We start from the raw sequence: 23485 nt of genomic DNA on the forward strand, positions 1-23485 counted from the left end.
CTCAGCTCACTCGAAGGATCGGACCATGAAGATCATCCGCAGCAAATCATTCACTGGCGAGCGTGCCTGGGCCGCGCTGGACATCGCCAGCATGAACGGCATCACCACGCGCCTGCACTGGACTGATCAACCCTACAAGTGGCACGTCAACGATGGCGAGGAAGTGTTCGTGGTGCTCGATGGCCAGGTGCGGATGCGTTATCGCGAAGAGGGGCTGGAGCGGGAGGCCTTGCTGGAGGTCGGTGACATTTTCCATGCCTCGGTTGGCACTGAGCATGTGGCACATCCGCTAGGACCGGCCCGGATATTGGTGATCGAATCGGAAGGGAGTGTCTGAATATATAAGTGATATCGATAAGATATAGAGATATTACCCGTTATATAGATATTCTATTCGGATCTAACATGGGCTCTACCTCACGAGAGGACAGGAGTTCGCCATGACATGCGCCAATAGCATCAAGCCCGGAATCAAACCTTTCAGTCACTTGCAGCATCCCCGCGAGGTGATCCGCCAGTTCACCCCCAACTGGTTCGCGGCCACTATGGGCACCGGCGTGCTGGCGTTGGCACTGGCGCAATTGCCGGTCGCCACACCTGCCTTGCACGCCTTTGCCGAAGCCCTCTGGCTGTTCAATATCGCTCTGTTCCTGCTGTTTACCGCGCTATACACGGCGCGTTGGGTGCTGTTTTTCGACGAAGCGCGACGTATTTTCGGCCACTCCACGGTTTCGATGTTTTTCGGCACCATTCCCATGGGCCTGGCGACCATCATCAATGGCTTCCTGGTGTTTGGCCTGCCGCGCTGGGGCGAAGGGGTGATTCACCTCGCCGAGGTGCTGTGGTGGCTGGATGTGGCGATGTCGCTGGCCTGTGGCGTGCTGATTCCCTACATGATGTTCACCCGTCAGGAGCACAGCATTGACCAGATGACTGCAGTCTGGTTGTTGCCGGTGGTCGCGGCTGAAGTGGCGGCCGTGAGCGGGGGGTTGTTGGCGCCGCACTTGGCCGACGCTCATTCGCAACTGGTGGTGCTGGTGACCAGCTACGTGCTCTGGGCTTTTTCCCTGCCGGTGGCCTTCAGCATCCTGACCATTCTGATGCTGCGCATGGCCCTGCATAAACTGCCCCACGAAAACATGGCCGCCTCGAGCTGGCTGGCCCTTGGCCCGATCGGCACCGGTGCGCTGGGCATGCTGGTACTGGGCGGCGACGCACCGTTGATTTTCGCGGCCAACGGTATGCCGGGAGTCGGTGAGATTGCCTCTGGATTGGGTCTGGTGGCCGGCATCACCCTGTGGGGCTTCGGTCTGTGGTGGATGCTGATGGCGTTGCTGATCACTGTGCGCTACCTGCGGGCCGGCATTCCTTTCAATCTCGGCTGGTGGGGTTTCACTTTCCCGTTGGGCGTCTATTCTCTGGCGACGTTGAAGCTGGCCAGTACCTTGAACCTGACATTCTTCGGTGTCTTTGGCTGTGTGCTGGTGGCATTGCTGGCGGTGATGTGGCTGATCGTCGGCAAGCGCACGGTGCTGGGCGCCTGGCGTGGCGAGCTGTTTGTCTCGCCGTGCATTGCCGGATTGAAGAAATAACCGGCAAAGAATTAGGTAAGGTGTGGCCTGGATCGACTTTTGATAATCCAATAAGAATCCAGGCCACTCGTTACCTATCATCAGGGACACATGGAAGATGAGTCACCCCTCACAGTTCACCTTGCTACGCACCCGGCGCTTCCTGCCGTTCTTCGTCACCCAGTCCCTCGGGGCGTTCAACGACAACGTGTTCAAGCAGTCGTTGATCCTGGCCATTTTGTACAAGCTGACCATCGAGGGTGACCGCTCGATATGGGTCAACCTGTGTGCGCTGCTGTTTATCCTGCCGTTCTTCCTGTTCTCGGCCCTGGCCGGGCAATTCGGGGAAAAGTTCGCCAAGGACGCGTTGATCCGCCTGATCAAGCTTGGGGAAATCGCCATCATGGCGGTCGGTGCCGTCGGCTTCATGTTCGATCACTTGTCGTTGATGCTGCTGGCGCTGTTCGCCATGGGCACCCACTCGGCGTTGTTCGGGCCGGTGAAGTACTCGATCCTGCCGCAAGCCCTGCATGAAGATGAGCTGGTAGGCGGCAACGGCCTGGTGGAAATGGGCACCTTCCTGGCGATCCTTGCCGGCACCATTGGTGCCGGGATCATGATGTCTTCGGCGCATTACGCACCGGTGGTGTCCGTGGCAATCATCGGCACTGCCGTGCTCGGCTACCTGGCCAGTCGCAGCATTCCCCGGGCGGCGGCCGCCACGCCGCAAATGCGCCTGAACTGGAACATCTTCAGCCAGTCCTGGGCCACGTTGAAGCTGGGCCTGGGGCAAACGCCGGCGGTGTCACGCTCGATTGTCGGCAACTCGTGGTTCTGGTTTGTCGGGGCGATTTACCTGACGCAGATCCCGGCCTATGCCAAGGAGTGGATGCACGGCGACGAAACCGTGGTGACGCTGATTCTGACGGTGTTCTCGGTCGGCATCGCATTGGGTTCGCTGCTGTGCGAGAAGCTCTCCGGGCGCAAAGTCGAGATCGGACTGGTGCCGTTCGGATCGTTCGGCCTGACCGTTTTTGGTCTGCTGCTGTGGTGGCATTCTGGTGGAATCCCGGACAGCGCCACTGGCCATGGCTGGATCGAGATCCTCGGTTTCGGCCACACCTGGCTGGTGTTGCTCGACATCCTCGGCCTGGGCGTCTTTGGCGGTTTCTACATCGTGCCGCTGTACGCGCTGATCCAGTCACGTACGGCGGAGAACGAACGGGCGCGGGTGATTGCCGCCAACAATATCCTCAATGCCTTGTTCATGGTGGTGTCGGCGATTGTCTCGATCATCTTGCTGAGTGTGGCCGAGCTGTCGATCCCGCAGCTGTTCCTGGTGGTGTCGTTGCTGAACATCGGCGTCAACGCCTACATCTTCAAGATCGTCCCCGAGTTCACCATGCGTTTCATGATCTGGCTGCTCAGCCATTCCATGTACCGCGTCGAGCATCGCAATCTGGATTTGATCCCCGATGAAGGCGCGGCGTTGCTGGTGTGCAATCACGTGTCATTCGTCGACGCCTTGCTGATTGGCGGCGCGGTGCGTCGGCCGATTCGCTTTGTCATGTACTACAAGATCTACAACCTGCCGGTGCTGAACTTCATCTTCCGTACCGCGGGGACGATTCCGATTGCAGGGCGCCAGGAAGACATCCAGATATATGAACAAGCCTTCACGCGCATTGCCCGGTACCTGAAGGACGGTGAGCTGGTGTGCATCTTCCCCGAGGGTAAATTGACCGCCGATGGCCAGATCAATGAATTCAAGGGCGGGTTGACGCGGATTCTCGAAGAGACGCCGGTACCGGTGATTCCGCTGGCCTTGCAGGGGTTGTGGGGGAGTTTCTTCAGCCGCGATCCGGGCAAGGGACTGTTTCATCGCCTGTGGTCGCGAGTGACATTGGTGGCGGGGCCGGCGGTGGCGGTTGAAGTGGCGGAGCCGGCGAAGTTGCAGGCGTTGGTGGGGGAGTTGCGCGGGCCTGTCAGATAATGGTTGTTTGAACGGGCCTCATCGTCGGATCTCCGGGCGGCGATCCGACGATGGCGGTCTGAAAGTTAAGCGCTGACCTTCAGGCCAACAAGCCCGGAAATAATCAACGCCACACTCGCCAACCGCACCAGCGCCATGGATTCGCCAAACAGGATGATCCCGGCGATCACCGTGCCAACGGCGCCGACACCGGTCCAGATCGCATAGGCCGTACCCAGCGGCAATTCTTTCATTGCAAGGCCGAGCAAGCCAAGGCTGATCGCCATGGCCGCGACGGTCAACACGGTGGGGAGCGGGCGGGTGAAGCCGTCGGTGTACTTGAGGCCGACGGCCCAGCCGACTTCGAACAGGCCGGCGAAAAACAGAATGATCCAGGACATGAAGACCTCCATCGTCTGACGGGGTCGTCCCCTGATTAATGACTCGATCGAGCCGCGAGGTCGTCCTCGCGTTGCGCAATATAGTGCCCAGCATTAACCCGGGGATCAAGTTTTCAACTCAGTCACTGACCTGTTGCGCCGCCAATTCCCGGTTCTGTTTCTCGCTCATGCGGCGGAAATACGTGGAGAGCAATGCCCCGGAAATGTTGTGCCACACACTGAACAGTGCACTTGGCACTGCCGCCAACGGCGAGAAGTGTGCGCTCGCCAACGCGGCGCCCAACCCGGAGTTCTGCATGCCGACTTCCAAGGCCAGGGACTTGCGCTGGGCCAGAGGCAGCTTGAACAGGCGCCCGGTGAAGTAACCCAGCAGGTAGCCGAAGCTGTTGTGCAGCATGACCACGGCCATGATCAACAGACCGGACTCTGCGATCTTCGCCTGGCTGGCGGCGACGACTGCCGTGACGATGATCACAATGCTGACCACCGATACCAGCGGCAATACGTCCACGGCGTGGCGAACCTTGTCGCCGAGCACTCGTTGGGCAACCACGCCCAGCACGATCGGCAACAGCACCACCTGCAGGATCGACCAGAACAACTCCATGAACGACACCGGCAACCAGGCCGAGGCCAGCAGCCAGATCAACGCCGGGGTCAGCAGCGGGGCGAGGAGGGTGGTGACGGCGGCGATGGCCACCGACAGCGCCAGGTCGCCACGGGCCAGCCAGGTCATCACGTTCGACGAGGTGCCGCTCGGGCAGCAGCCGACCAGAATCACGCCGACGGCGATTTCCGGTGGCAAGTGGAACGCCTGGCAGAGCAACCACGCCACGCCCGGCATGATCACGAAATGGGCCACCACGCCCAGGGCCACGCGCCATGGATGCCGAGCGACTTCGGCGAAGTCTTCGAGTTTGAGGGTCAGGCCCATGCCGAACATCACCAGCCCCAGCAAGGGCACGATGGCGCCCTTGAGGCCGATGAACCATGCCGGCTGCAGAAACGCCACGACAGCGAAAATCAGTACCCAGTAAGCGAAGGTGTTGCCGACAAAACGACTCAATGCAGCCAGTGCGCGCATGGCTTGATCCTTTTTTATTCAGTAGCACCACAAAACCAAATGTGGGAGCGGGCTTGCTCGCGAAAGCGGAGTATCAGTCAGTATCAATGTCGACTGACGCTCCGCTTTCGCGAGCAAGCCCGCTCCCACAGTTTGAGATCACAAGCTTTTAGATTCCCTGCGGAGTCTCTTCACCACCCAGCGCTTCAACCAGCGCCGGCAGGAAGTCGCCGAAGGTCAGCATCATCAGGGTGAAGCTGGCGTCCAGTTGGCCCAGGGCTTCGTCGCCGCCGTCCTGTTCCGCCTGGTCTTGCAGCAGGTCTTCGAACTTCAGGCGCTTGACCACCATTTTGTCGTCGAGGACGAACGACAGTTTGTCCTGCCAGGCCAGGGACAGTTGAGTGACCACTTTGCCGGTGCTCAGGTGCAGCTGGATTTCTTCGCTGGTCAGGTCCTGGCGCTTGCAACGCACGATGCCGCCGTCTTCGTGGGTGTCGCGCAGTTCGCACTCGTCCAGCACAAAGAAATCGTCCGCGGCTTTCTGGGTGGTGACCCACTCGGTCATGGTCGCGGTCGGGGACATCTTCACGGTCAACGGGCGCACCGGCAAGGTGCCGATCACTTCGCGCAGGGTGGACAGCAAGTCTTCGGCGCGTTTCGGGCTGGCCGAGTTGACCAGGATCAGGCCCTGTTTCGGCGCGATGGCGGCGAAGGTCGACGAGCGGCGGATAAAGGCGCGGGGCAGGAAGGCCTGGATGATTTCATCCTTGATCTGATCGCGTTCCTTCTTATAGACCTTGCGCATTTGCTCGGCTTCGATCTCTTCGACCTTTTCCTTGACCGCGTCACGCACGACGCTACCCGGCAAAATACGTTCTTCCTTGCGCGCGGACACCAGCAGGAAGTCACCGCTGACGTGCACCAGTGGCGCATCTTCGCCTTTGCCGAACGGCGCGACGAAACCGTAGGTGGTCAACTCCTGGCTTGCACATGGGCGCGCCAGTTTGGTGGCCAGTGCAGTTTCCAACGCCTTGGCATCAACAGGCAGATCTTGGGTCAGGCGATAGATAAGCAGGTTTTTGAACCACATGGGGTGAGTCTCTCCTTTATACAAAGGGGGGCATTATTGTCTTCGCCGTGCCATAGGCCAACCTTTCTCTAAGCCTTTGGAAGGGCTGAGAAAATTATTTTAAAAAGTGCTTGCCAGAGGTTGGGTCGCTCCGTAGAATGCGCGCCACACCGAAGCGAAGGGTGATTAGCTCAGCTGGGAGAGCGTCTGCCTTACAAGCAGAATGTCGGCGGTTCGATCCCGTCATCACCCACCATTCGTTTCAAGTGTTACGCGCAGCGGTAGTTCAGTCGGTTAGAATACCGGCCTGTCACGCCGGGGGTCGCGGGTTCGAGTCCCGTCCGCTGCGCCATATTCGGTAACCTGGAACACTGAACGCCAGGTCACCACGGAAAAAGCCCGCTTAGGCGGGTTTTTTTCTGCCTCAAGTTTGTCTGTTGTTCCTGTGGGTTGCATCGTTTCACCGGTTTGTAGATTTTTTGAAAAAAAACTTCAAATAAATCAACACTTTATAAAAACCTGTGGCATAATGTGCCCCGCAACGAAGGTAAAGGGTGATTAGCTCAGCTGGGAGAGCGTCTGCCTTACAAGCAGAATGTCGGCGGTTCGATCCCGTCATCACCCACCACTTACTTTCAACGCTACGCGCAGCGGTAGTTCAGTCGGTTAGAATACCGGCCTGTCACGCCGGGGGTCGCGGGTTCGAGTCCCGTCCGCTGCGCCATATTCGGTAACCTGGAACACTGAACGCCAGGTCACCACAGAAAGCCCGCCTAGTGCGGGCTTTTTGCTGTCTGGCGTTTGGCCAGACCATAAAGCGATCCGAGGATCGCTTTTTTTGTGCCTGCTCGATTATTGCTCGGCGTTGCGACTGTGTCGGTAGTCGCTGACGGCTTCATACACGGCCTTGCGCAGGCGATTGATCCCGCCGATGGGGCGGTGCGCCTCGACGCCGAACCAGGGATTGAACGACTGGTTGTCGCATTGCAGGTTTAGCGCCGGCGTATCGAAGTCCTGCGCCGGCACCTTGATCCGTGCCACCGTCTCGAAGGGCGCATCGCTCTCGCGCCACTCAATGCTGGTGTCTTCGATCGGCATGTACTGGTTGGCGTCCTGTCGCTGGATTTGCAAGGCGAAACACGCGGGCACCCGGTCGGTCGACAGCTGTTGGTTCAGCGCATTGCGCAGGAAGTTCGGCAACTTGCGATTCTGTTCCGGCAGGTTGTAGGCCGGGCAGTTATCCGGATCGGGCATGACCCGGAATTTCGCATTGGCTTCACCGAATTTGTAGGGTGAAACCGAAAAGTACGTCGTCTGGGTCGGGCTCGACGGGGCAGGGGCCAGTGTCGCCAGGGCAATGAACAGGTGGCGAACCTGCCAGGCGCGTGGATCCCGACCGGGGAAGAAGGCCATCAGCTTTTTACCGTCGGCCTGGGCGGCGACGTTCTGACGGTATTCGGCGACATCACTGACAAAGAAGTTCGGGTGGCTGAACATCACAAAGTCCTGTTCGCCTCGCCCCTGCCGGTCGCTCAACAGTTGCTTGCCCGGCACATCGAACAGTTTGATCGCCATGCCCCGGGCGTCGCGGATGCTATCGAACTGCGGGTAGGCATTGCCGTTGGACAGGCGCATCGTCGCTTGCCAGGTTTTGCCCGGCTCGCTGAATACGCCCTGACGCAGTTCGCCTGGCAGTTCCGGCAGCACCTGAACCTCGGCCTTCACACAGCCGTGGGCCTTGGCATGGGCGTCGCGCAGGTAGCGGGTGCTTTCACGGTGCTGATCGACGATGCGCACGGCGGTCTGGATGATGTCCCGGGTCATCGCGGCTTCGTCGTCCGCCATCAACTCCTGCGCCGAAACCGGCCCGCGATGCTGCCAGGCAAACCAGGCGCCGGCCAGGGCCCAGCCCAGCACGCCGAGACCCAGCAACCACAGCAACAGGCTGGCGAGGACGGCGCCCAGGCGCAGCCAGAGAGTTATCAGCATGGGAATGTCCTTTTAACTGCGGTTGTGGTCATGGCAATTGCGCTTCCAGCGGGCCGCCCAGCACTTTCAGATATTCCAGCAGTGCCCAGCGTTCTTGTGGTTGCAATCCGCGGCCGATCACACCATTGCCGAGTTTGCCGGCCCGGAATTCATGGCCGCTGTTGTGGTTGCCGGTGATTCGTGTGTCGAACAGGAACCCGTTGGCAAAGGCTTCGGTGCGGTAACCCAGGTGTCCCGGGTCGTATTCGAACGTGCCTTTATAGAAGGTGGTCGCACGCTCATCCTGAGGCGACAGCAATTGATAAAGGCTCGGGACCGAACCGTTGTGCAGGTACGGCGCTGTCGCCCATACACCCGCCAATGGCCTGGCCTTGTACGAACGCAATTCGCGCACACCGATCGGCAGGCCGAAACCGTCCATGTCAGGGCGCTCGGCAGGGGTGACGTTGGCGTCTTGATAGGCGCGGTCCTGGACAAAAGCGGTGACATAGGCCAGCCCCTTGGCCACGGACATTTTGCTCAGGTCCAGTGGTTCGGTGGGCTTTGGCTCGACATCGAGTTTTTCCAGTTCCGCCTGCTTCCATTGCAAAGCTGTGAGGTCGAAGCGGTGGTCGGCGATGTTGTTGGCCGCGCCGGGGTCTGTGCCGATGTAATCCACCGGGAGCATTTTCAGGTGCTGGACGTATCGTCCCTCGCTCTGGCTGGTGCGCGGCACATGGCAACCTGCGCAGTTTTCGGCGAACAAGGCACGGCCCTTGGCTGCCAGGGTTTTGTCGACCTGGCCAAACAGTTCTTCAGGCCAGGCCGGAGGTGAAAGTCGTTGCAGGGTTTGTTCGATCAGGTGCAGATCGCGCACGCGGACGCTGGAGGGGTAGCGGGCATCACCCGTCAGCGGCTGGCCGCTCTTGTCGAAGAAGTTCAGCGTGGCGCCCACGCCCAGCGCCTCGCCGATGTTGCGAGCCATCGGTTGTTTCGCCGAGCCGTTCCACTGCACCCATTCGAACGTCCACATGTCCCACAACTGCGGATAATCGACCGGGGCATTGGCCACGCGGTAGTTGTCGGGGGATATCGCATCACCGAAGCTGGCGTTGGCGATGCGCCCGAAGGCGTCTGTGCGCCCCGGGCCTTCCTCGGTCGGATAGAGCCCGCGATGGGTGTCGTTCCAGGCCACTTTGAGGAAGGTATCCAGTGAAGATTTGAAATCTTTACGCAACTGTTGGTGGCGCGTTTCGTAGTCCTGGCCGAGCACGTTGCGTGCGAAGCGCTCGAATTTCCACGGGTTGTAGTAAGTGGAGGCGAGGCTGGCCACCAGGGCCTGTCCGAAACTGCCGCCTTTGAGTGTGGGAACACTGGATGGCAGTACATGTTGCGCCGAGCCGCCATCGATACGCACGGCCTGGCCCTTGAATCGCAGTTCACCGGTGTGGCAGGCCGCGCAGGTGATATCCAGAAACATATCCGTGCTCCCCGCATTCTGGTGCCGCGTAAAGCCTGCGGGGAGGTTGCCGGGGTTGTTCGGTGTCGGCTTCTGGCCGGGGTCCACCAGGAAACCGAAGCGGGCGAGGTATTCGGGGGCGGCGAAGCGTTGTCGGGAGAAGGGCAGTTCGAGGGCGGTGAACCAGTCGTAGCGCAAGCCTTTGACCTGAGTGCCCTGGGGAGTGAAGTAATAGGTCTCGCGATCGGCGGCGCTCCATTGCTCCAGGTAATGCACTTGTTGCGCAGGCGACCAGGCCGGCAATTTCGGGTCGGCAACGTAGTAAAGCACCACGGCCATGACCAGTCCGAGCAGTACTGCGACGAGAGCCAGCAAGCGAAAGAAGAGGCGCAAGATAAACTTCCTTGTCGAATTATCATGCGGTTATGCCCGAGTACGCAGGGTGCGGCAAGAGGCCATTACGCCATATGTTGTAGTTCCGGAATCAGCCTGCGTCGGCGCAAAGTGAAAGAAGCTTCATCAGCCGAATAGTGAAAAGCGTTTAAACACCTGAACTTATCAATTGTTTCCGGCTCTCATGCCGGTAGCCATTGGTCGTGGCGGCCTGATAAGCTCGCGGCTTTACTCGATTGCCCTTTAGGCGCATGAACAAGGAAATAGCATGAAACAGCATCGGTTGGCGGCGGCGGTAGCCCTGGTTGGCCTGGTACTTGCGGGTTGTGATTCGCAGACCAGCGTAGAGCTGAAAACTCCGGCGCAAAAAGCTTCCTACGGCATTGGCCTGAACATGGGCAAGAGCCTGGCTCAGGAAGGCATGGATGACCTGGATTCCAAGGCTGTAGCCCAGGGCATCGAAGACGCCGTCGGCAAGAAAGAGCAGAAGCTCAAAGACGAAGAACTGGTCGAGGCATTCGCCGCGCTGCAAAAGCGTGCCGAAGAGCGCATGGCCAAGATGAGCGAAGAGTCGGCCGCTGCCGGCAAGAAATTCCTCGAGGAAAACGCCAAGAAACCTGGCGTGACCACCACCGCTTCGGGCTTGCAGTACGAAGTCGTGCAGAAAGCCGATGGCCCTCAGCCAAAGCCGACTGATGTAGTGACCGTTCACTACACCGGCAAGCTGACCAATGGCACCGTATTCGACAGCTCCGTCGAGCGCGGCAGCCCGATCGATCTGCCGGTCAGCGGTGTGATCCCGGGTTGGGTCGAAGGCTTGCAACTGATGCACGTTGGCGAGAAGTACAAGCTGTACATCCCTGCTGACCTGGCTTACGGCGCTCAAAGCCCAAGCCCGGCGATTCCAGCCAACTCGGTGCTGGTATTCGACCTGGAACTGCTGGCCATCAAGGATCCGGCAAAAGAAGACGCCGCTGCCAAGTAACCAGCGCCTGCTTCGATAACAACGCCTCGCTCATGCGGGGCGTTGTTGCATCTGGCGTTCGGCAGGGGTAAACAAATCGAACAGACGCTCTAGGCCGGAGTCTCAGGCATAGTGGTGTTGGCGGTAGTCGCACAAGGCCGCCAAGTCAATGAAATTATGGGTTTTTTTTGATGAGTAAAAAACGCCCGATCTGAACGCAGGCCTTGTAACACGGGGCTTACAGCGGCGAAAAGCTGCTCTGTTCACAAGGTTATCCACAATTTGTGTGGATAACATTTCAACGGGAGGAATGATGAAAGCACCCTGGAATTTCGCTCGTTTCCTGCCACTGGCCGGACGCCTGCTGGCACGGGGTCGATTGCCGAGCCTGTTGTTCGCGGTCGCCAGCAAAGGCGTAAGCCAGGGCAACCGGTTGGGCAAGATCAAGGACGACTTGAAGCTGTTGCAGGCACTCTGCCTGGCCTACTGGCGTGGTGAGTATCGCGCTATCAGCCCCAAGGCGCTGGTTTCGGTGGTCGCGGGCCTGATGTACTTCCTCAGCCCGGTGGATGCGATTCCGGATTTCATTCCATTGTTTGGCATGTTCGATGACATCGCAGTACTGGCATGGCTGATGAAAGTGCTCGACGACGAGCTCAATGCCTTCCGCACCTGGCGCAAGCGGCAGGTGCCGGAGAAGCTCGCGGTGGTTGAGCGTCTGCCTGCTACCCCCGAGCAACTTCAACTTCAAGGCCCGAAAAAACACTGAGTCGATTTCGGCCTGTTCACAGATTGATGTCCCCCGCGACCTTGGCCGCTGTTAGGATTACACTTCTAGGGAAAAGTACTGACTCGCTAAGTGTTGTTGTCCTACGGGGTAGTGATGGATATTCAGATAATTACACGCGAAGGCGAGCCCGAATATGCGGTTCTGCCATGGGCTCAGTATCAGGCGTTACTGAAAGCAGCGGGTATCAAGGAGCAAGCGTCGCCTCAAGCCACGAAGCCTCAGGCGGCAACACCAGACACGATTCTTCCGGGTCTGGATCAACTACGCAGTTTGCGCGAGGGGAAGGGCATCGCCATCGAGGCGTTGGCCCGCACGGTAGGCATCAGCCCGTCTTACCTGGCCATGATCGAAAGCGGCGAGCGTCTGCCCGACGCTGCGATTCGTCGCAGCCTGGCCTGGGAATTGACGGTGCCAGGGTGGAGGGATGAATCGTGAGCGTACGCATCAGTCGTCAACATTGGGACGGGTTGCTCGGCGAACTGGATCAGGCGCGTCGCCAGCGCCATCTGTTGACGTATCGAGCATTGCTGGAGCGTTTGCAGCTGCCGACCCCGGCCATGCAAACCCTGACGGCGGCCCTTGAGCATCTGGCGGCCCTGGATGCCAGGGCGGAGCAGCCATTGCGCAGTTCACTGGTGATCAGTCAGGGTGCCAGCCGCTTGCCGCGCACCGGATTCTTTGAATGTGTCGAGCGTCTCGGGCGTTTCTCCGGGCCGTCGGACGGCGTTGCCGCCGCGTCCTGGCATGCTTCGGAAGTGGTGCGGGTGTTCGAGTATGAATACCCGGAATCGGCCGAGGCCTGAGTGTTCTTGCAACTCAAGGCGCGGGCCGGTTACTGGCTCGCGCGCCGATTGTTTCACTGGTCATGGTTTGTCCGTCAGCCACGAGGCTGGCGCTGGCTCGAAGGTCAGTTCGCACGCATGGCCAACCTGGGCAATGTCGGCGCCCAGAGCTTCTATGGGCACATCCTGGCGTTTCGCGGCGTCGGCCTCGGTGCTCGTGAGGAGGGCGTGCGTTTGTTGCGCCTGGCGGCGTTGGCGGGCGATGCCAAGGCGGCGTATCAAGTGGGCGTGATCACCTTGGCCGGGACAGCGAGCAAGGCTCCGGATCCGGTTGAGGCCGCACGGTTCTGGGAGATAGCGGCGAAGGCCGGGCATCCGTTGGCGCCGATCAAGCTCGAAGAGCTGAAGTCTTCCTCGGCGCCTCGTTGATTGGACTGATGCCGGAAAGCTCCCTTATCGATGCCCGGAAACCACCAGGCTATCAATCACATGCACGCTATAGCCCTGCACGTTCTTCGCATGGTGCTTGGCCTGTGATGCCATTTCCGCCAGCTGGCTCGCATCGAGTTGTCCACAGGCCTGTGGATGCAAATGCACCACGCCGATCGACAGTGACAACAACGCAAACTCCTGGCGCTGACCCTGGCGATTGGGTGCGATGAAGCAGCCGGCTTCCAGGTGTTCGCTGCGGTAGAAGCGCCGACACTGGCTCTGGAAGTCGTCGAGCAACTGGTTCAAGCGTTTGCGCCAGTCTTGCGGACCGAGCACCAGCAGGAAATCATCGCCGCCGATGTGGCCGACGAAGTCGCGGGACGGATCGACGCGCTCGTTCAGGCATTGCGCCAGGCACAGCAGGACTTCGTCGCCGCGACCATAGCCGTAGATGTCGTTGAAGGGCTTGAAGCTATCAATGTCCACGTAGCAGATCACCGATTCCCGTCGCTGTTGCAGCAGCCGCGTCAGGCATTGCTGGATCGGCACGTTGCCCGGAAGCAAGGTCAGCGGGTTGGCGTAGCGGGCCTGCTGGATCTTCAGTTCCGTGATCAGCTTGAGCACGTCGATCACCCGGCCCAGGCCCAGATAACCGCCGTTGAGGGTGATGATGAAATCTTCTTCGATGCGCTGGCGGGCACGGCTGGTGATCAGGCGGCTGACCTGTTGCAGGGACTGGCTCAGTTCGACGGCGAGGAAGTCATCATTCATCAACCGGCTGATGGGTTTGCGGGCAAACAGGTCGGTGGCAAAGGGCTTGAGCAGGGCGTCGGAGAGCGAATGACGATGGACAATGCCACAGGGTTGACCCTGTTCATCCAGGACCGCCAGCGAGTTCAGGTTGGCCTGGCGACGAAAGGCTTCGAGCACTGTGGCGGTCGGGGTGTCCCGGTTCACCGCGGGTAGTTCGTTGAGCAGGGCGCTGAGGTCGCTGGCGTCTTCGCTCAGTACAACGGCGGTGCTGTCCTGTCGGGGCATCAATGCCCGGGCATCCCGTGGCGGGTGTTCCTGGGGGCGGCAGAGCAGATAGCCCTGTACCAGGTCTACGCCCATTTCGGTCAGCACCGTGAGTTCTTCGGCCAGCTCGATACCTTCGGCGATGACTTGTGCACGCGAGGCCTTGGCGATTTGCAGGATCGAGCCGACGAACTCGCGCTTGAGCGCATCCTGATGAATGCCATCAATGAAATGCCGGTCGATTTTCACGTAATCGGGCCGCAGCTCGGACCACAGGCGCAAACTTGAATAGCCCGCTCCCAGATCATCCAGCGCAATCGAAAACCCCATCGCCCGATAGTGATGCAGGGCGGTTTGCAGCAACTGGAAATCGTCGGTCGGCGTCTGTTCCGTGAGCTCGATGACCACCTGGCTCGGCGGGATGCCGAAGTCCTGCAGCAATTGCAGGGTACGCCCGGGTTGATGGGCCGCTTCGAGCAGGGACTCCGGGGACACGTTCAGGAACAACATGCCAGGCAGTTGTTGCTCATTGAAGCGTCGGCAAGCGCTTTGGCGGCAGGCAATTTCCAGCTCGCTCAGGCGTCCGGTCTGGCGGGCGACGGCGAACAGGGCGACAGGGGAGTGCAGAGGGCTGTTGGAGGGGCCGCGACTGAGGGCTTCATAACCGAGGATGCGTCGCTCAGAGAGGCTGATGATCGGTTGGAACAGACTGTGTAAACCGCTTTGACTCAGGATCGAGTTCAAGGCACTCAGCTGTTCGGTTGTGGTCATGGCGGTCTCTGGCAATAAAAAAAGGACCGGGCGTGTCCTTGGTAAAAAGAGCACGCCCGGTCCTTTATTTCACGACAGAATGATGACTGTTTGATGACCCCGTAGGGGCGTCAGCATTAAATTGCCATCATTTGTTTGTACAAACTCAGTGCTTGGCCACTGCCGTGTTGAGTTTCAGGTAGTCCAGCAGAATCCGCCCGGTTTCGCTGAGGTAGGCGTCATCTTCCGGTTTGGTCTTGTCATCCTCGGCCGCAATGGCGTCCTCGTCTTCTTTCTTCAGCTCTTTGAGCGGTTCTTCGCCCTTGGCCTTGCGACGGATGTTTTCCATGGCCAGCTGTTTGGCTTCGATGTCGGCGTGCTGGGCACGACGGTCGACTTCATTGAGGCTGACGGTTTTCTCGGCCATCAGTTTCTGCGCCAGGGCCAGCTTGTCGCGGATGAACACGAACTCTGCATCTTTGGCCGTACGCACGTCATGCTCGGACTGGAGTTGAGAAATGTACGGCTTGAACGGGTCGAGCGCAGGCTTGATCGCCGCCTTGATGGTGTCCCACGGCATGGCTTCCGGCAGGGCGCTTTCACCGATTTCCTTGGTGTCGATGATCGACGGGTAATCGATGTCCGGCAAGACGCCCTGATGCTGGGTGCTCTGCCCGGAAACCCGGTAGAACTTGGCCAGGGTCAGTTTCAGTTCGCCATGGTTGAGCGGCTGAATGGTCTGCACGGTGCCTTTGCCGAAGGTCTGGCCGCCGATGATCAGCGCGCGGTGGTAGTCCTGCATGGCGCCGGCAAAAATCTCCGAAGCCGAGGCCGACAGGCGGTTGACCAGCAACGCCATCGGGCCCTTGTAGAATGCACCCGGGTTTTCATCTTCCAGTACATCGACCCGGCCATCGGCGTTACGCACGAGCACGGTCGGACCTTTGTCGATGAACAGGCTGGTCAGCTCGGTGGCCTCTTGCAAGGAGCCGCCGCCGTTGTTGCGCAGGTCGATGACCACGCCGTCGACTTTCTCTTTCTGCAGTTCGGTCAGCAGTTTCTTGACGTCACGGGTGGTGCTCTTGTAATCCGGGTCGCCGGCACGGAAGGCCTTGAAGTCCAGATAGAACGCCGGGATCTCGATGACGCCGAGCTTGTAGTCCTTGCCGTCCTGCTTGAGGTTCAAGACCGATTTCTTTACGGCCTGATCTTCAAGCTTCACCGCTTCACGGGTGATCGGCACGATCTTGGTGGTCTGGTCGTTCGGCGCATTGCTGGCCGGGATGACTTCCAGGCGTACCACGGTGCCCTTCGGACCACGGATCAGCTTGACCACTTCGTCCAGGCGCCAGCCCACGACGTCGACCATTTCCTTGTTGCCTTGGGCAACGCCGATGATCTTGTCGGCCGGTGCAACCTGCTTGGTCTTGTCCGCCGGACCTGCCGGCACCAGGCGCACGACTTTCACCTGGTCGTTATCGCTCTGCAACACGGCACCGATACCCTCGAGGGACAGGCTCATGTTGATGTCGAAGTTCTCCGCGTTATCCGGCGACAGATAGTTGGTGTGCGGGTCGTAGGACATGGCGAAGGTGTTGATGTACGCCTGGAAGATGTCTTCCGCGCGGGTCTGGTCCAGGCGCGCCAACTGGTTCTTGTAGCGCTTGGTCAGGGTTTCCTGGATCTGCTTGGAATCCTTGCCGGCGATCTTCTGGCGCAGGACTTCGTCCTTGACGCGTTTGCGCCACAGGTCGTCGAGTTCTGCGGTGGATTTGAGCCAAGGGGCGTCCTTGCGGTCGATCAGCAAGGTTTCCTTGGCGGTGAAGTCGATCTTGTCGACGCCCTTGTTCAACTCGGCAAGGGCGAAGTCCAGACGCGCCTTTACGCGGTCCAGATAGCGCTTGTAGATGGTGAACCCGGCGTTCAGGTCGCCGCTCTTGAGGAAATCGTCGAACTGCGTTTTCCACTTGTCGAATTCGGCAATGTCGCTGGCCATGAAGTAGCTGCGCGACGGATCCAGCAGCTTGAGGTAGCTGTCGTAGATGATCACCGAGCGTGCGTCATCGAGTGGCGGCTTGCTGTAGTGGTGGCGCTTGAGCAACTCCACGACGTTCAGGCTGGCGATCACTTCGTCACGATCGGGTTGAAGCTTGTCCCAGCTATTGGCTGCGAATGTATTGCTCGACATCGGCAGCAAGCCGATACCGATGAACAAGGCGAGGGCAGTGCTGGGGAACAGATGCTTCATGCTGATTCGACGCGGGGACAATTGATAACGCATATTAGGCCGTCTTTGAAGTCGCCGGTTCTTTGGGAGCCGGTCGCATAATGCAAAAAGCCCGGCGCTATAGCTTCGGGCTCAGTCCAGACTCACTATGGAGGCACTGTGAAAGCATTGCAAGGCGTTGACGGTCAAGTGGTGTGGGTTGATGAGCCGAGTCCTACATGCGATGTAGGGCAAGTTCGCATCCGAGTGTCGGCAGCAGGTCTCAATCGCGCCGATTTATTGCAGAAAGCCGGCCTTTACCCGCCGCCACCGGGGGCCAGTCAAGTGCTCGGTCTAGAGTGCTCGGGGGTCATCAGCGAGGTTGGCGCAGGGTCCTCCTGGCAGGTTGGCGATCGGGTTTGCGCCTTGCTGGCCGGGGGCGGGATGGCTGAAGAGGTGGTTGTCGACGGGCGGCATGTGCTGCCGGTTCCCGACGGAATGTCACTGGTCGAAGCAGCTGCATTGCCCGAAGTTTATGCAACAGTCTGGCTGAATTTGTTTCAACTGGCTGCGCTCAAACCGGGTCAGAAAGTGCTTCTGCATGCCGGGGCAAGTGGAATCGGTTCAGCGGCCATTCAGCTGTGCAAGGCGTTCGGTAATCCGTGCTGGGTCAGCGTCGGCTCCGCCGAGCGACTGGCGTATTGCGAAGCGCTCGGTGCCCAGGGCGGCGTGGTGCGTAATGGCGATCTGGAGAGCCTGCGGGATCTGGGGCCGTTCGACGTGATTCTCGACCCGGTGGGCGGTAATTACGCGGCTTTGAACCTCAAGCTGCTGGCCCAGGATGGCCGTTGGGTGTTGATCGGTCTGATGGGTGGCCGTGAGGCCAAGCTGGATCTGGCTCAGGTATTGGCCAAGCGTGTGCAGTTGCTGGGTTCGACACTGCGCAGTCGTGATGATCAGTTCAAGGCAGATCTGTTCAGTGATTTGAGCCAGCACGTGTGGCCGTTGTTCGCCGAAGGGCGGTTGAGTCCGCAGCTGGCCAGGGCATTCCCGATCAAGGATGCCGAGGCGGCGTTTGCCGAGCTGGCGAGTAATACCGTGGCGGGGAAGGTGGTGTTGGTGATTGATGAAAGCCTGAGCTGATATCGGGTTGGCTTTGAAAAGATCGCAGCCTGCGGCAGCTCCTACAGGGGTTCGCATTCCCATGTAGGAGCTGCCGCAGGCTGCGATCTTTCCGGTTACTTCCAGAGATGGATCGGCCAGCCAGCCTTTTCAGCGTGTTCAAGCAACACCGGATCCGGGTTGACCACGTGGGGGTAATCCACTTTCAGCAACAGCGGCAAGTCATTGCGCGAGTCGGAATAGAAACTCGCGCCTTCGAGGTTTTCCTCTTCCGCATCCAGCCACTCCAGCAAGCGGGTGATCTTGCCTTCGCGGTAGGTCAGGGTGCCAACGGTATGGCCGCTGTAAACGCCATGAGCCACTTCCAGTTCGATGCCGAGAATCTCGTCGATGCCCAGGCGCTCGGCAATGGGGCCGACCAGGTGGGTGCCCGAGGCCGAGATCACCAGGATCCGGTCGCCGGCCTTGCGATGGGCGGCGATGGTCTTGGTGGCGTCACTGAAAATGATCGGCTCGATGCAGTCTTCCACCCATGGGCCAACCAGGTGCGCGACCTCTTCAGGTGTACGACCAATCAAGGGTTCCAGGCTGAAGGCCATGTAGTCTTCCATGGCCAGATGGCCCCTTCCGTAGGCATCCATCAACTCCTTGTCGCGACGCAGGAACGATTCGCCATCGACCCAGCCGAGGCGGACCATTTGCTCGCTCCACAGTGAGGCGCAGTCGCCGTGGATCAGGGTTTCGTCCAGATCAAAAATTGCCAGGGCCATCAGTGCAGTTCTCTCTTCAGCGTCAGCAAAGGCATCAGGCTACCTCACACAGGGCCGTCGGATCGATGGAAAGCGCCAGGCGCTGACCATCGGGATGCAGGTCGGCCGCCGAGCGGTTCAGCACATCCACCACCAATTCCACGCCCCGGGCCTCGACCCGGTAGCGAATCACGTTGCCCAGCAAGCTGTGGCTGCGTACCTGCGCGTCCAGTTCGCCATTGAGGCTCAGTTCGATGGCTTCCGGGCGAATGGCGATGCGCTTGCTGATCGGACGCTGCAGCAGCTTCGAGGCGCTGTCGGCATCCAGCAGGTTGTAGTTGCCGATGAAACCGGCGGCGAACACATCCACCGGTGCGGTGTAGAGGGTTTCGGCGTCGCCGCTTTGTACGATTTTTCCCTGATTCATCAGGAAAATCCGGTCAGACATGGTCAGGGCTTCTTCCTGATCGTGTGTGACGAAAATCGTGGTCAGACCCAGTTCGCGCTGGATCTGGCGAATCTGTTCACGTAGATGCTTGCGAATGCGCGCATCCAGGGCCGACAACGGCTCGTCGAGCAGCAACAGGCGTGGCCGGGTCACCAGGGAGCGGGCGAGGGCAACGCGCTGGCACTGCCCTCCCGAGAGCTGATGCGGGTAACGCGCGGCAAAGTCATTGAGCTCCACCAGTTTCAGCACTTCGGCGACGCGTTTGCGGCTGTCATCGGCATTGACCTTTTGCATGCGCAGGCCGAAGGCGACGTTTTGTTCCACGGTCATGTTGGGGAACAGCGCATAACTCTGGAACACCATGCCGATCCCGCGTTTCTGCGGGCTCGCCGGCACGATGTCCTGGCCGTCGAGCAGGATTTTGCCACCATCCACGGAGGTCAGGCCGGCGATGCAGCGCAGCAGGGTGGATTTGCCGCAACCGGACGGGCCGAGCAGGGTGACGAACTCGCCTTTCTGGATTTCGCAATTGATGTCGCTGAACACCGTGGTTCCGGCGAAGCTTTTCTGAAGATGTTGGACGCTGACATAGCTCATTCGCTTTTGTCCCTGTTCAAGATATTGGCAATCCAGGTCAGAACCAGCACAAAGAAGAAGTAGGAAATCACCAGCGCACTGGTGAAATGACCGCTGCTGTTGCGCATGTTGTTGAGATAGACCTGCAGGGTTTCGTAGCGGGTACCGACCAGGATGTTGGCGAACACGAACTCACCGAACAGGAACGAGAACGACAGCAGCAACGCCACCATCAGGCCCTTGCGCAGGTTCGGCAGTACCACCAGGAGCGCCGCTTGAAAGGTGCTGGCGCCGAGCAACTGGGCGGCGTCCATCAGGTCGCGCAGGTTGATCGCCTGCAGGTTGTTGGTGATGGCCCGGTACATGAACGGCAGCGCCACGGTGAAGTAGCAACCGATCAGGATCCACGGCGTCCCGACCATGGCGAACGGTCCGGAGCCGTAGAGCTGCAACAGCCCCACCGACGACACCACCGGTGGCACGGCGAAGGGCAGCAGGATCAGGATGTTCATCAGCGCGTCGAGTTTCGGGAAGTGGTAATGCACCACGAACAGCAGCGGCAGAATCAGCACGACCGAAAGAATCAACGAACCGACGCAGACCAGCAACGATTGCCCGAACGCATTCAGGAAGCGCGGATCGCTCCACAACTGGATGTACCACTTGAGGGTGAAACCGCTGGGCAGAATGGTCGCCGACCAACTGCTGGCGATCGAGTAGATCAGCGTGCCGGCCAGCGGCAACAGCAGGATGGCAAACAGCAGGTACACCACGACGCGGTGGTAGACACCGACGGGCCCCAGTTCAACGCGAGACATGGTAGCTCCTCTTCAGCAGCAACTGATGCACGATGGTCACCAGGGTCATCAAGGCCACCAGCACTACGGCCAGGGCGCTGGCCAGGTTCGGGTCCAGGGAAATGTCACCGGACACCATTGCCGCGATGCGGATCGGCAGCACGTTGAAATTGCCGGTGGTCAGGGCGTACACCGTGGCGTAGGCACCGAGGGCGTTTGCCAGCAGGATCACGAAGGTGCCCAGCAGTGCCGGCGTCAACACCGGCAGGCCGATGTGCCGCCAGTACTGCCAACCGTCGGCGCCGAGCAGTGAAGCCGACTCGCGCCAGTCTTCGCGCAGCGCATCGAAGGCCGGGTACAGCAGCAGCACGCCGAGGGGAATCTGGAAGTAGGTGTAGAGAATGATCAACCCGGTTTTCGAGTACAGGTTGAAATCCTGAATGATGCCGGCTTGCTTGAGCATGATGGTGAAGCTGCCGTTGAAACCGAGCAAAATGATGAATGCGAAGGCCAGGGGGACACCGGCGAAGTTGCTGGTCATGTTGGCGAAGGCGTTGACGAAGTTGCGCAGTTTCGAATCGACCCGGCGCAGGGAGTAGGCGCCCAGTATGGCGATGATGATCCCGAACACGCTGGACCAGAAGCTGATCTCAAGGCTGTACTGGATGGCTTGCAGGTAAAACTTCGAGCTGAAGATTTTGCTGAAGTTGGCCAGGCCCCAGCCGAATTCTTCCGATTGCAGGCTGTTGATCATCACCCAGGTCAGCGGTGCGATCTCGAATACGATGAAGAACAGCGCGAACGGGACCAGGCATAAGGCTGCCAGCCATTTACTGCGGGTCATGGCATTCACTTCAACAGCTCCCGGCAGACCGGTTTGTCGTGGGGGACGCCGAGCAACTCACAGACAATGCCGCAGATTTCGGTCTGTTTCGGCGCGGCACCGGCGTCGAGGCTGAATGCGTCACCGAGCACGAACAGCGGCACCTCACGTTCTTCCGGCAGCAGGCCGTTGTGGGAGCGGTCGTTGTTCATGCCGTGGTCCGCGGTGACCAGCACCTGGTAGCCGGCATCGAGCCAGCCTTGCAGGTAGTCGGCCAGGATGATGTCGGCCGAGCGGGCGCTGTTGCGGTACTGCGGGGTGTCGAGGCCGTGCTTGTGCCCGGCATCGTCGATGTTCATCGGGTGGATCAACAGGAAGTTCGGCGCATGACGCAGGCGCAGGTTTTCGGCGTCGGCGAACAGGTGCGAATCCGGATAGTGATCGTTCCAGTAGAAATGCCCGTGCTGAATCGGCAGTTGCGGGTCATCGGTGTGACGGTCCCGGGCCGCGACGAAGGGCGAACGGTTGTACAGCTCGCTGACCCAGTGATAGGCCGCCGCAGCAGTGACAAGACCTGCGTCGGTGGCGTAGTGATAGATGCTGCGCTGGTTGGACAGACGCGAGACATTGTTATGGACGATGCCGCTGTCGATGGGCGCAACGCCGGTCAGGATGCATTCGTACAGCGGGCGGGACAGGGACGGCAACTCGCACTCCAGTCTGTAGAGTGCGGCGCGTCCGGCGCCGACGTACGCCTGCAGGTGCCCCATGGCGTGGCGGGCAACCTGGTGGTTGAGGCCGTCGAGCACGACAAGGATGACGTTGTGTTTCATAGGGGCGATGACTCCGAAATCAAATCTGATCAGATCGTCGTAGGAGCTGGCGAAGCCTGCGATCTTTGGACCTTGCCTATGAAAAGCAAAATCAAAAGATCGCAGCCTGCGGCAGCTCCTACAGATGCAGCATTACTGCATATTGATGATGACTTCTTCCTGCCACTTCTGAGGAAGGGCCTTGGAGGTCTTTTCCCAGGCGTCCGCGTCCTTGATCGGCGTAACCTTCTTGTACTGCTCGTTAGGCAGCAGCTTGGCCTGCACCTCGGCTGGCAGGGTCAGGTGGTCGGCGCGGATCGGCCGGGCGTTGCCCTTGGCCAGGTTGATCTGGCCCGCGTCGCTGAAGATGTATTCGCGGGTCAGCTTGGCGGCGTTCGGGTTTTTCGCGTACTTGTTGATGATGGTGGTGTAGCCGGAGATCACCGAGCCGTCGGACGGGATCAGCACCACGTAGTCATCCGGATTGGCCATCTTGGCCTTGTAGCTCAGGCCGTTGAAGTCCCAGACCACGCCGACTTCGATTTCGCCTTTTTCCATGGCACCAATGACCGGGTTGGACATCGACAGGCGACCCTGCTTGGCGATGTCGGCGAACAGATCCAGGGCAGGCTTGAGGTTTTTCTCGTCGCCACCGTTGGCCAGAGCCGCGGCCAGTACGCCGTTCGCAGCCTGGGCAGCAGTGCTCACGTCGCCGATGGAAACCTTGTACTTGCCGGTCTTGAGGTCAGCCCACTTGGTCGGCACTTCGGAACCGTGCAGCAACTTCTTGTTGACGATGAAAGCGATGGTGCCGGTGTAAGCCAGTGCCCAGTTGCCGTCCTTGTCCTTGGCCCAGGCTGGAATCTGATCCCAGGTCGAAGGCTTGTAAGGCTGGACCACACCTTGCTTGACCGCGATCGGGCCGAACGCTGCACCGACGTCGCCGATGTCGGCGCTGGCGTTGTCTTTTTCCGCGGCGAACTTGGCGATTTCCTGGGCCGAGCTCATGTCGGTGTCGATGTGCTTGAGGCCGTACTTGTCGCTCAGGTCTTTCCAGGTGCCGGCCCAGTTGGCCCAGTCATTGGGCATGCCGACGCTGTTGACGGCGCCTTCCGCTTTTGCGGCGGCTTCGAGGGTTTTCAAATCGGTGTCGGCCGCCATGGCGGCGGTGCACATAGCGATGGTCGAGCCTAACAGTGATGCCAGGAAAAGCTTTTTCATTCCGAAGCTCCTTGGGTCGTGTTCTACGCTGCGATTGCGGTTGTGTTGGTCTAGGTCAGCAATACCTGAGCCAATTTAAGGGGACTGGATGACACTTTGA

At 59.7% G+C, this 23485-nt stretch carries 22 protein-coding genes and 4 tRNA genes; 13 read left to right on the forward strand and 13 right to left on the reverse strand.

The genetic code is table 11. From position 1 onward, the window contains the following. Positions 1-25 precede the first annotated feature (25 nt). The 3 genes from ACM6G4_RS04485 to ACM6G4_RS04495 all read left to right on the forward strand — a co-directional run bounded on the left by ACM6G4_RS04485 (position 26) and on the right by ACM6G4_RS04495 (position 3564). A complete protein-coding gene (locus ACM6G4_RS04485) occupies positions 26-337 on the forward strand; it encodes a cupin domain-containing protein (RefSeq protein ID WP_056721754.1) in 312 nt (103 codons plus the stop codon). Positions 338-440: 103 nt separating this feature from the next. Continuing rightward, on the forward strand, positions 441-1592 hold the full coding sequence (locus ACM6G4_RS04490; protein WP_414913135.1) for a TDT family transporter: 1152 nt from the start codon (positions 441-443) through the stop codon (positions 1590-1592). 97 nt (positions 1593-1689) lie between these two features. Then, positions 1690-3564, forward strand: a complete 1875-nt coding sequence (locus ACM6G4_RS04495) for an MFS transporter (RefSeq protein ID WP_414913136.1) — start codon at positions 1690-1692, stop codon at positions 3562-3564. A gap of 65 nt (positions 3565-3629) precedes the next feature. On the opposite strand, the gene sugE is transcribed toward ACM6G4_RS04495, so the two are convergent. From sugE to rdgC, 3 genes are all read right to left on the reverse strand, one after another. Next, complete coding sequence (sugE, locus tag ACM6G4_RS04500) at positions 3630-3944, reverse strand: quaternary ammonium compound efflux SMR transporter SugE (protein WP_007977599.1); 315 nt, start codon at positions 3942-3944, stop codon at positions 3630-3632. Positions 3945-4062: 118 nt separating this feature from the next. Further along, positions 4063-5028 carry a bile acid:sodium symporter family protein gene (locus tag ACM6G4_RS04505; RefSeq protein WP_414913137.1) on the reverse strand — a complete coding sequence of 322 codons (966 nt, stop codon included), beginning with the start codon at positions 5026-5028 and terminating at the stop codon, positions 4063-4065. A gap of 148 nt (positions 5029-5176) precedes the next feature. Next, positions 5177-6097, reverse strand: coding sequence for a recombination-associated protein RdgC (gene rdgC, locus ACM6G4_RS04510; RefSeq protein ID WP_414913138.1), 921 nt, complete (start codon positions 6095-6097; stop codon positions 5177-5179). A gap of 159 nt (positions 6098-6256) precedes the next feature. Between rdgC and ACM6G4_RS04515 the strand changes: the two genes are divergently transcribed. The 4 genes from ACM6G4_RS04515 (at position 6257) to ACM6G4_RS04530 (ending at position 6800) form a co-directional block, all read left to right on the forward strand. Then, a tRNA-Val gene (locus ACM6G4_RS04515) sits at positions 6257-6332 on the forward strand. Positions 6333-6351: 19 nt separating this feature from the next. After that, a tRNA-Asp gene (locus ACM6G4_RS04520) sits at positions 6352-6428 on the forward strand. Between the two features lie 200 nt (positions 6429-6628). Continuing rightward, positions 6629-6704, forward strand: a tRNA-Val gene (locus ACM6G4_RS04525). Between the two features lie 19 nt (positions 6705-6723). Further along, a tRNA-Asp gene (locus ACM6G4_RS04530) sits at positions 6724-6800 on the forward strand. 128 nt (positions 6801-6928) lie between these two features. Here the strand turns inward: ACM6G4_RS04530 and ACM6G4_RS04535 are convergent. Together ACM6G4_RS04535 and ACM6G4_RS04540 are read right to left on the reverse strand one after the other, a co-directional pair. After that, a complete protein-coding gene (locus ACM6G4_RS04535) occupies positions 6929-8065 on the reverse strand; it encodes a catalase family protein (RefSeq protein WP_414913139.1) in 1137 nt (378 codons plus the stop codon). A gap of 28 nt (positions 8066-8093) precedes the next feature. Then, positions 8094-9896, reverse strand: coding sequence for a di-heme-cytochrome C peroxidase (locus tag ACM6G4_RS04540; RefSeq protein WP_414913140.1), 1803 nt, complete (start codon positions 9894-9896; stop codon positions 8094-8096). Between the two features lie 268 nt (positions 9897-10164). Between ACM6G4_RS04540 and ACM6G4_RS04545 the strand changes: the two genes are divergently transcribed. The 5 genes from ACM6G4_RS04545 to ACM6G4_RS04565 all read left to right on the forward strand — a co-directional run bounded on the left by ACM6G4_RS04545 (position 10165) and on the right by ACM6G4_RS04565 (position 12861). After that, positions 10165-10881 (forward strand): FKBP-type peptidyl-prolyl cis-trans isomerase, encoded by a 717-nt coding sequence (locus ACM6G4_RS04545; RefSeq protein ID WP_056721763.1) that lies wholly within the window; start codon positions 10165-10167, stop codon positions 10879-10881. 292 nt (positions 10882-11173) lie between these two features. Further along, entirely contained in the window at positions 11174-11629 is a 456-nt protein-coding gene (locus tag ACM6G4_RS04550) for a YkvA family protein (protein WP_056721765.1), read from the forward strand. A 114-nt stretch (positions 11630-11743) separates the two neighbouring features. Then, positions 11744-12085: a helix-turn-helix domain-containing protein gene (locus tag ACM6G4_RS04555; RefSeq protein ID WP_056722297.1), complete on the forward strand. Its 342-nt coding sequence runs from the start codon at positions 11744-11746 to the stop codon at positions 12083-12085. Further along, positions 12082-12453 carry a hypothetical protein gene (locus ACM6G4_RS04560; RefSeq protein ID WP_007898892.1) on the forward strand — a complete coding sequence of 124 codons (372 nt, stop codon included), beginning with the start codon at positions 12082-12084 and terminating at the stop codon, positions 12451-12453. The genes ACM6G4_RS04555 and ACM6G4_RS04560 overlap by 4 nt, the downstream gene beginning before the upstream one ends. Then, on the forward strand, positions 12454-12861 hold the full coding sequence (locus ACM6G4_RS04565) for a hypothetical protein (RefSeq protein ID WP_056721766.1): 408 nt from the start codon (positions 12454-12456) through the stop codon (positions 12859-12861). Positions 12862-12885: 24 nt separating this feature from the next. Here the strand turns inward: ACM6G4_RS04565 and ACM6G4_RS04570 are convergent, their stop codons facing one another. Further along, positions 12886-14652 (reverse strand): bifunctional diguanylate cyclase/phosphodiesterase, encoded by a 1767-nt coding sequence (locus tag ACM6G4_RS04570; RefSeq protein ID WP_414913141.1) that lies wholly within the window; start codon positions 14650-14652, stop codon positions 12886-12888. A 145-nt stretch (positions 14653-14797) separates the two neighbouring features. Next, positions 14798-16879, reverse strand: coding sequence for a carboxy terminal-processing peptidase (locus tag ACM6G4_RS04575; RefSeq protein ID WP_223542399.1), 2082 nt, complete (start codon positions 16877-16879; stop codon positions 14798-14800). Positions 16880-17017: 138 nt separating this feature from the next. Here ACM6G4_RS04575 and ACM6G4_RS04580 point away from each other — a divergent pair, with 138 nt between their 5' ends. Then, entirely contained in the window at positions 17018-17980 is a 963-nt protein-coding gene (locus tag ACM6G4_RS04580) for a zinc-binding dehydrogenase (protein WP_056721772.1), read from the forward strand. A gap of 95 nt (positions 17981-18075) precedes the next feature. Here ACM6G4_RS04580 and ACM6G4_RS04585 read toward each other — a convergent pair whose 3' ends face one another. The 6 genes from ACM6G4_RS04585 to ACM6G4_RS04610 all read right to left on the reverse strand — a co-directional run bounded on the left by ACM6G4_RS04585 (position 18076) and on the right by ACM6G4_RS04610 (position 23385). Further along, positions 18076-18729: an HAD family hydrolase gene (locus ACM6G4_RS04585; protein WP_056721773.1), complete on the reverse strand. Its 654-nt coding sequence runs from the start codon at positions 18727-18729 to the stop codon at positions 18076-18078. Between the two features lie 34 nt (positions 18730-18763). Then, positions 18764-19753 carry an ABC transporter ATP-binding protein gene (locus ACM6G4_RS04590; RefSeq protein WP_056721775.1) on the reverse strand — a complete coding sequence of 330 codons (990 nt, stop codon included), beginning with the start codon at positions 19751-19753 and terminating at the stop codon, positions 18764-18766. Further along, positions 19750-20550 carry an ABC transporter permease gene (locus ACM6G4_RS04595; protein ID WP_056721777.1) on the reverse strand — a complete coding sequence of 267 codons (801 nt, stop codon included), beginning with the start codon at positions 20548-20550 and terminating at the stop codon, positions 19750-19752. The genes ACM6G4_RS04590 and ACM6G4_RS04595 overlap by 4 nt, the downstream gene beginning before the upstream one ends. Continuing rightward, the gene (locus ACM6G4_RS04600) at positions 20537-21373 is read right to left on the reverse strand and encodes an ABC transporter permease (RefSeq protein WP_162252402.1); all 837 of its coding nucleotides are present in this window, start codon (positions 21371-21373) and stop codon (positions 20537-20539) included. Before ACM6G4_RS04600 ends, ACM6G4_RS04595 begins: the two co-directional genes overlap by 14 nt. 5 nt (positions 21374-21378) lie before the next feature. Continuing rightward, the gene (locus ACM6G4_RS04605; protein ID WP_414913142.1) at positions 21379-22185 is read right to left on the reverse strand and encodes an alkaline phosphatase family protein; all 807 of its coding nucleotides are present in this window, start codon (positions 22183-22185) and stop codon (positions 21379-21381) included. A gap of 132 nt (positions 22186-22317) precedes the next feature. Then, positions 22318-23385 carry an ABC transporter substrate-binding protein gene (locus ACM6G4_RS04610; protein WP_056721783.1) on the reverse strand — a complete coding sequence of 356 codons (1068 nt, stop codon included), beginning with the start codon at positions 23383-23385 and terminating at the stop codon, positions 22318-22320. Between the last annotated feature and the right edge of the window lie 100 nt (positions 23386-23485).

Source organism: Pseudomonas sp. IT-P258, assembly GCF_949767825.1.
Taxonomy (GTDB): Bacteria; Pseudomonadota; Gammaproteobacteria; order Pseudomonadales; family Pseudomonadaceae; genus Aquipseudomonas; species Aquipseudomonas monachiensis.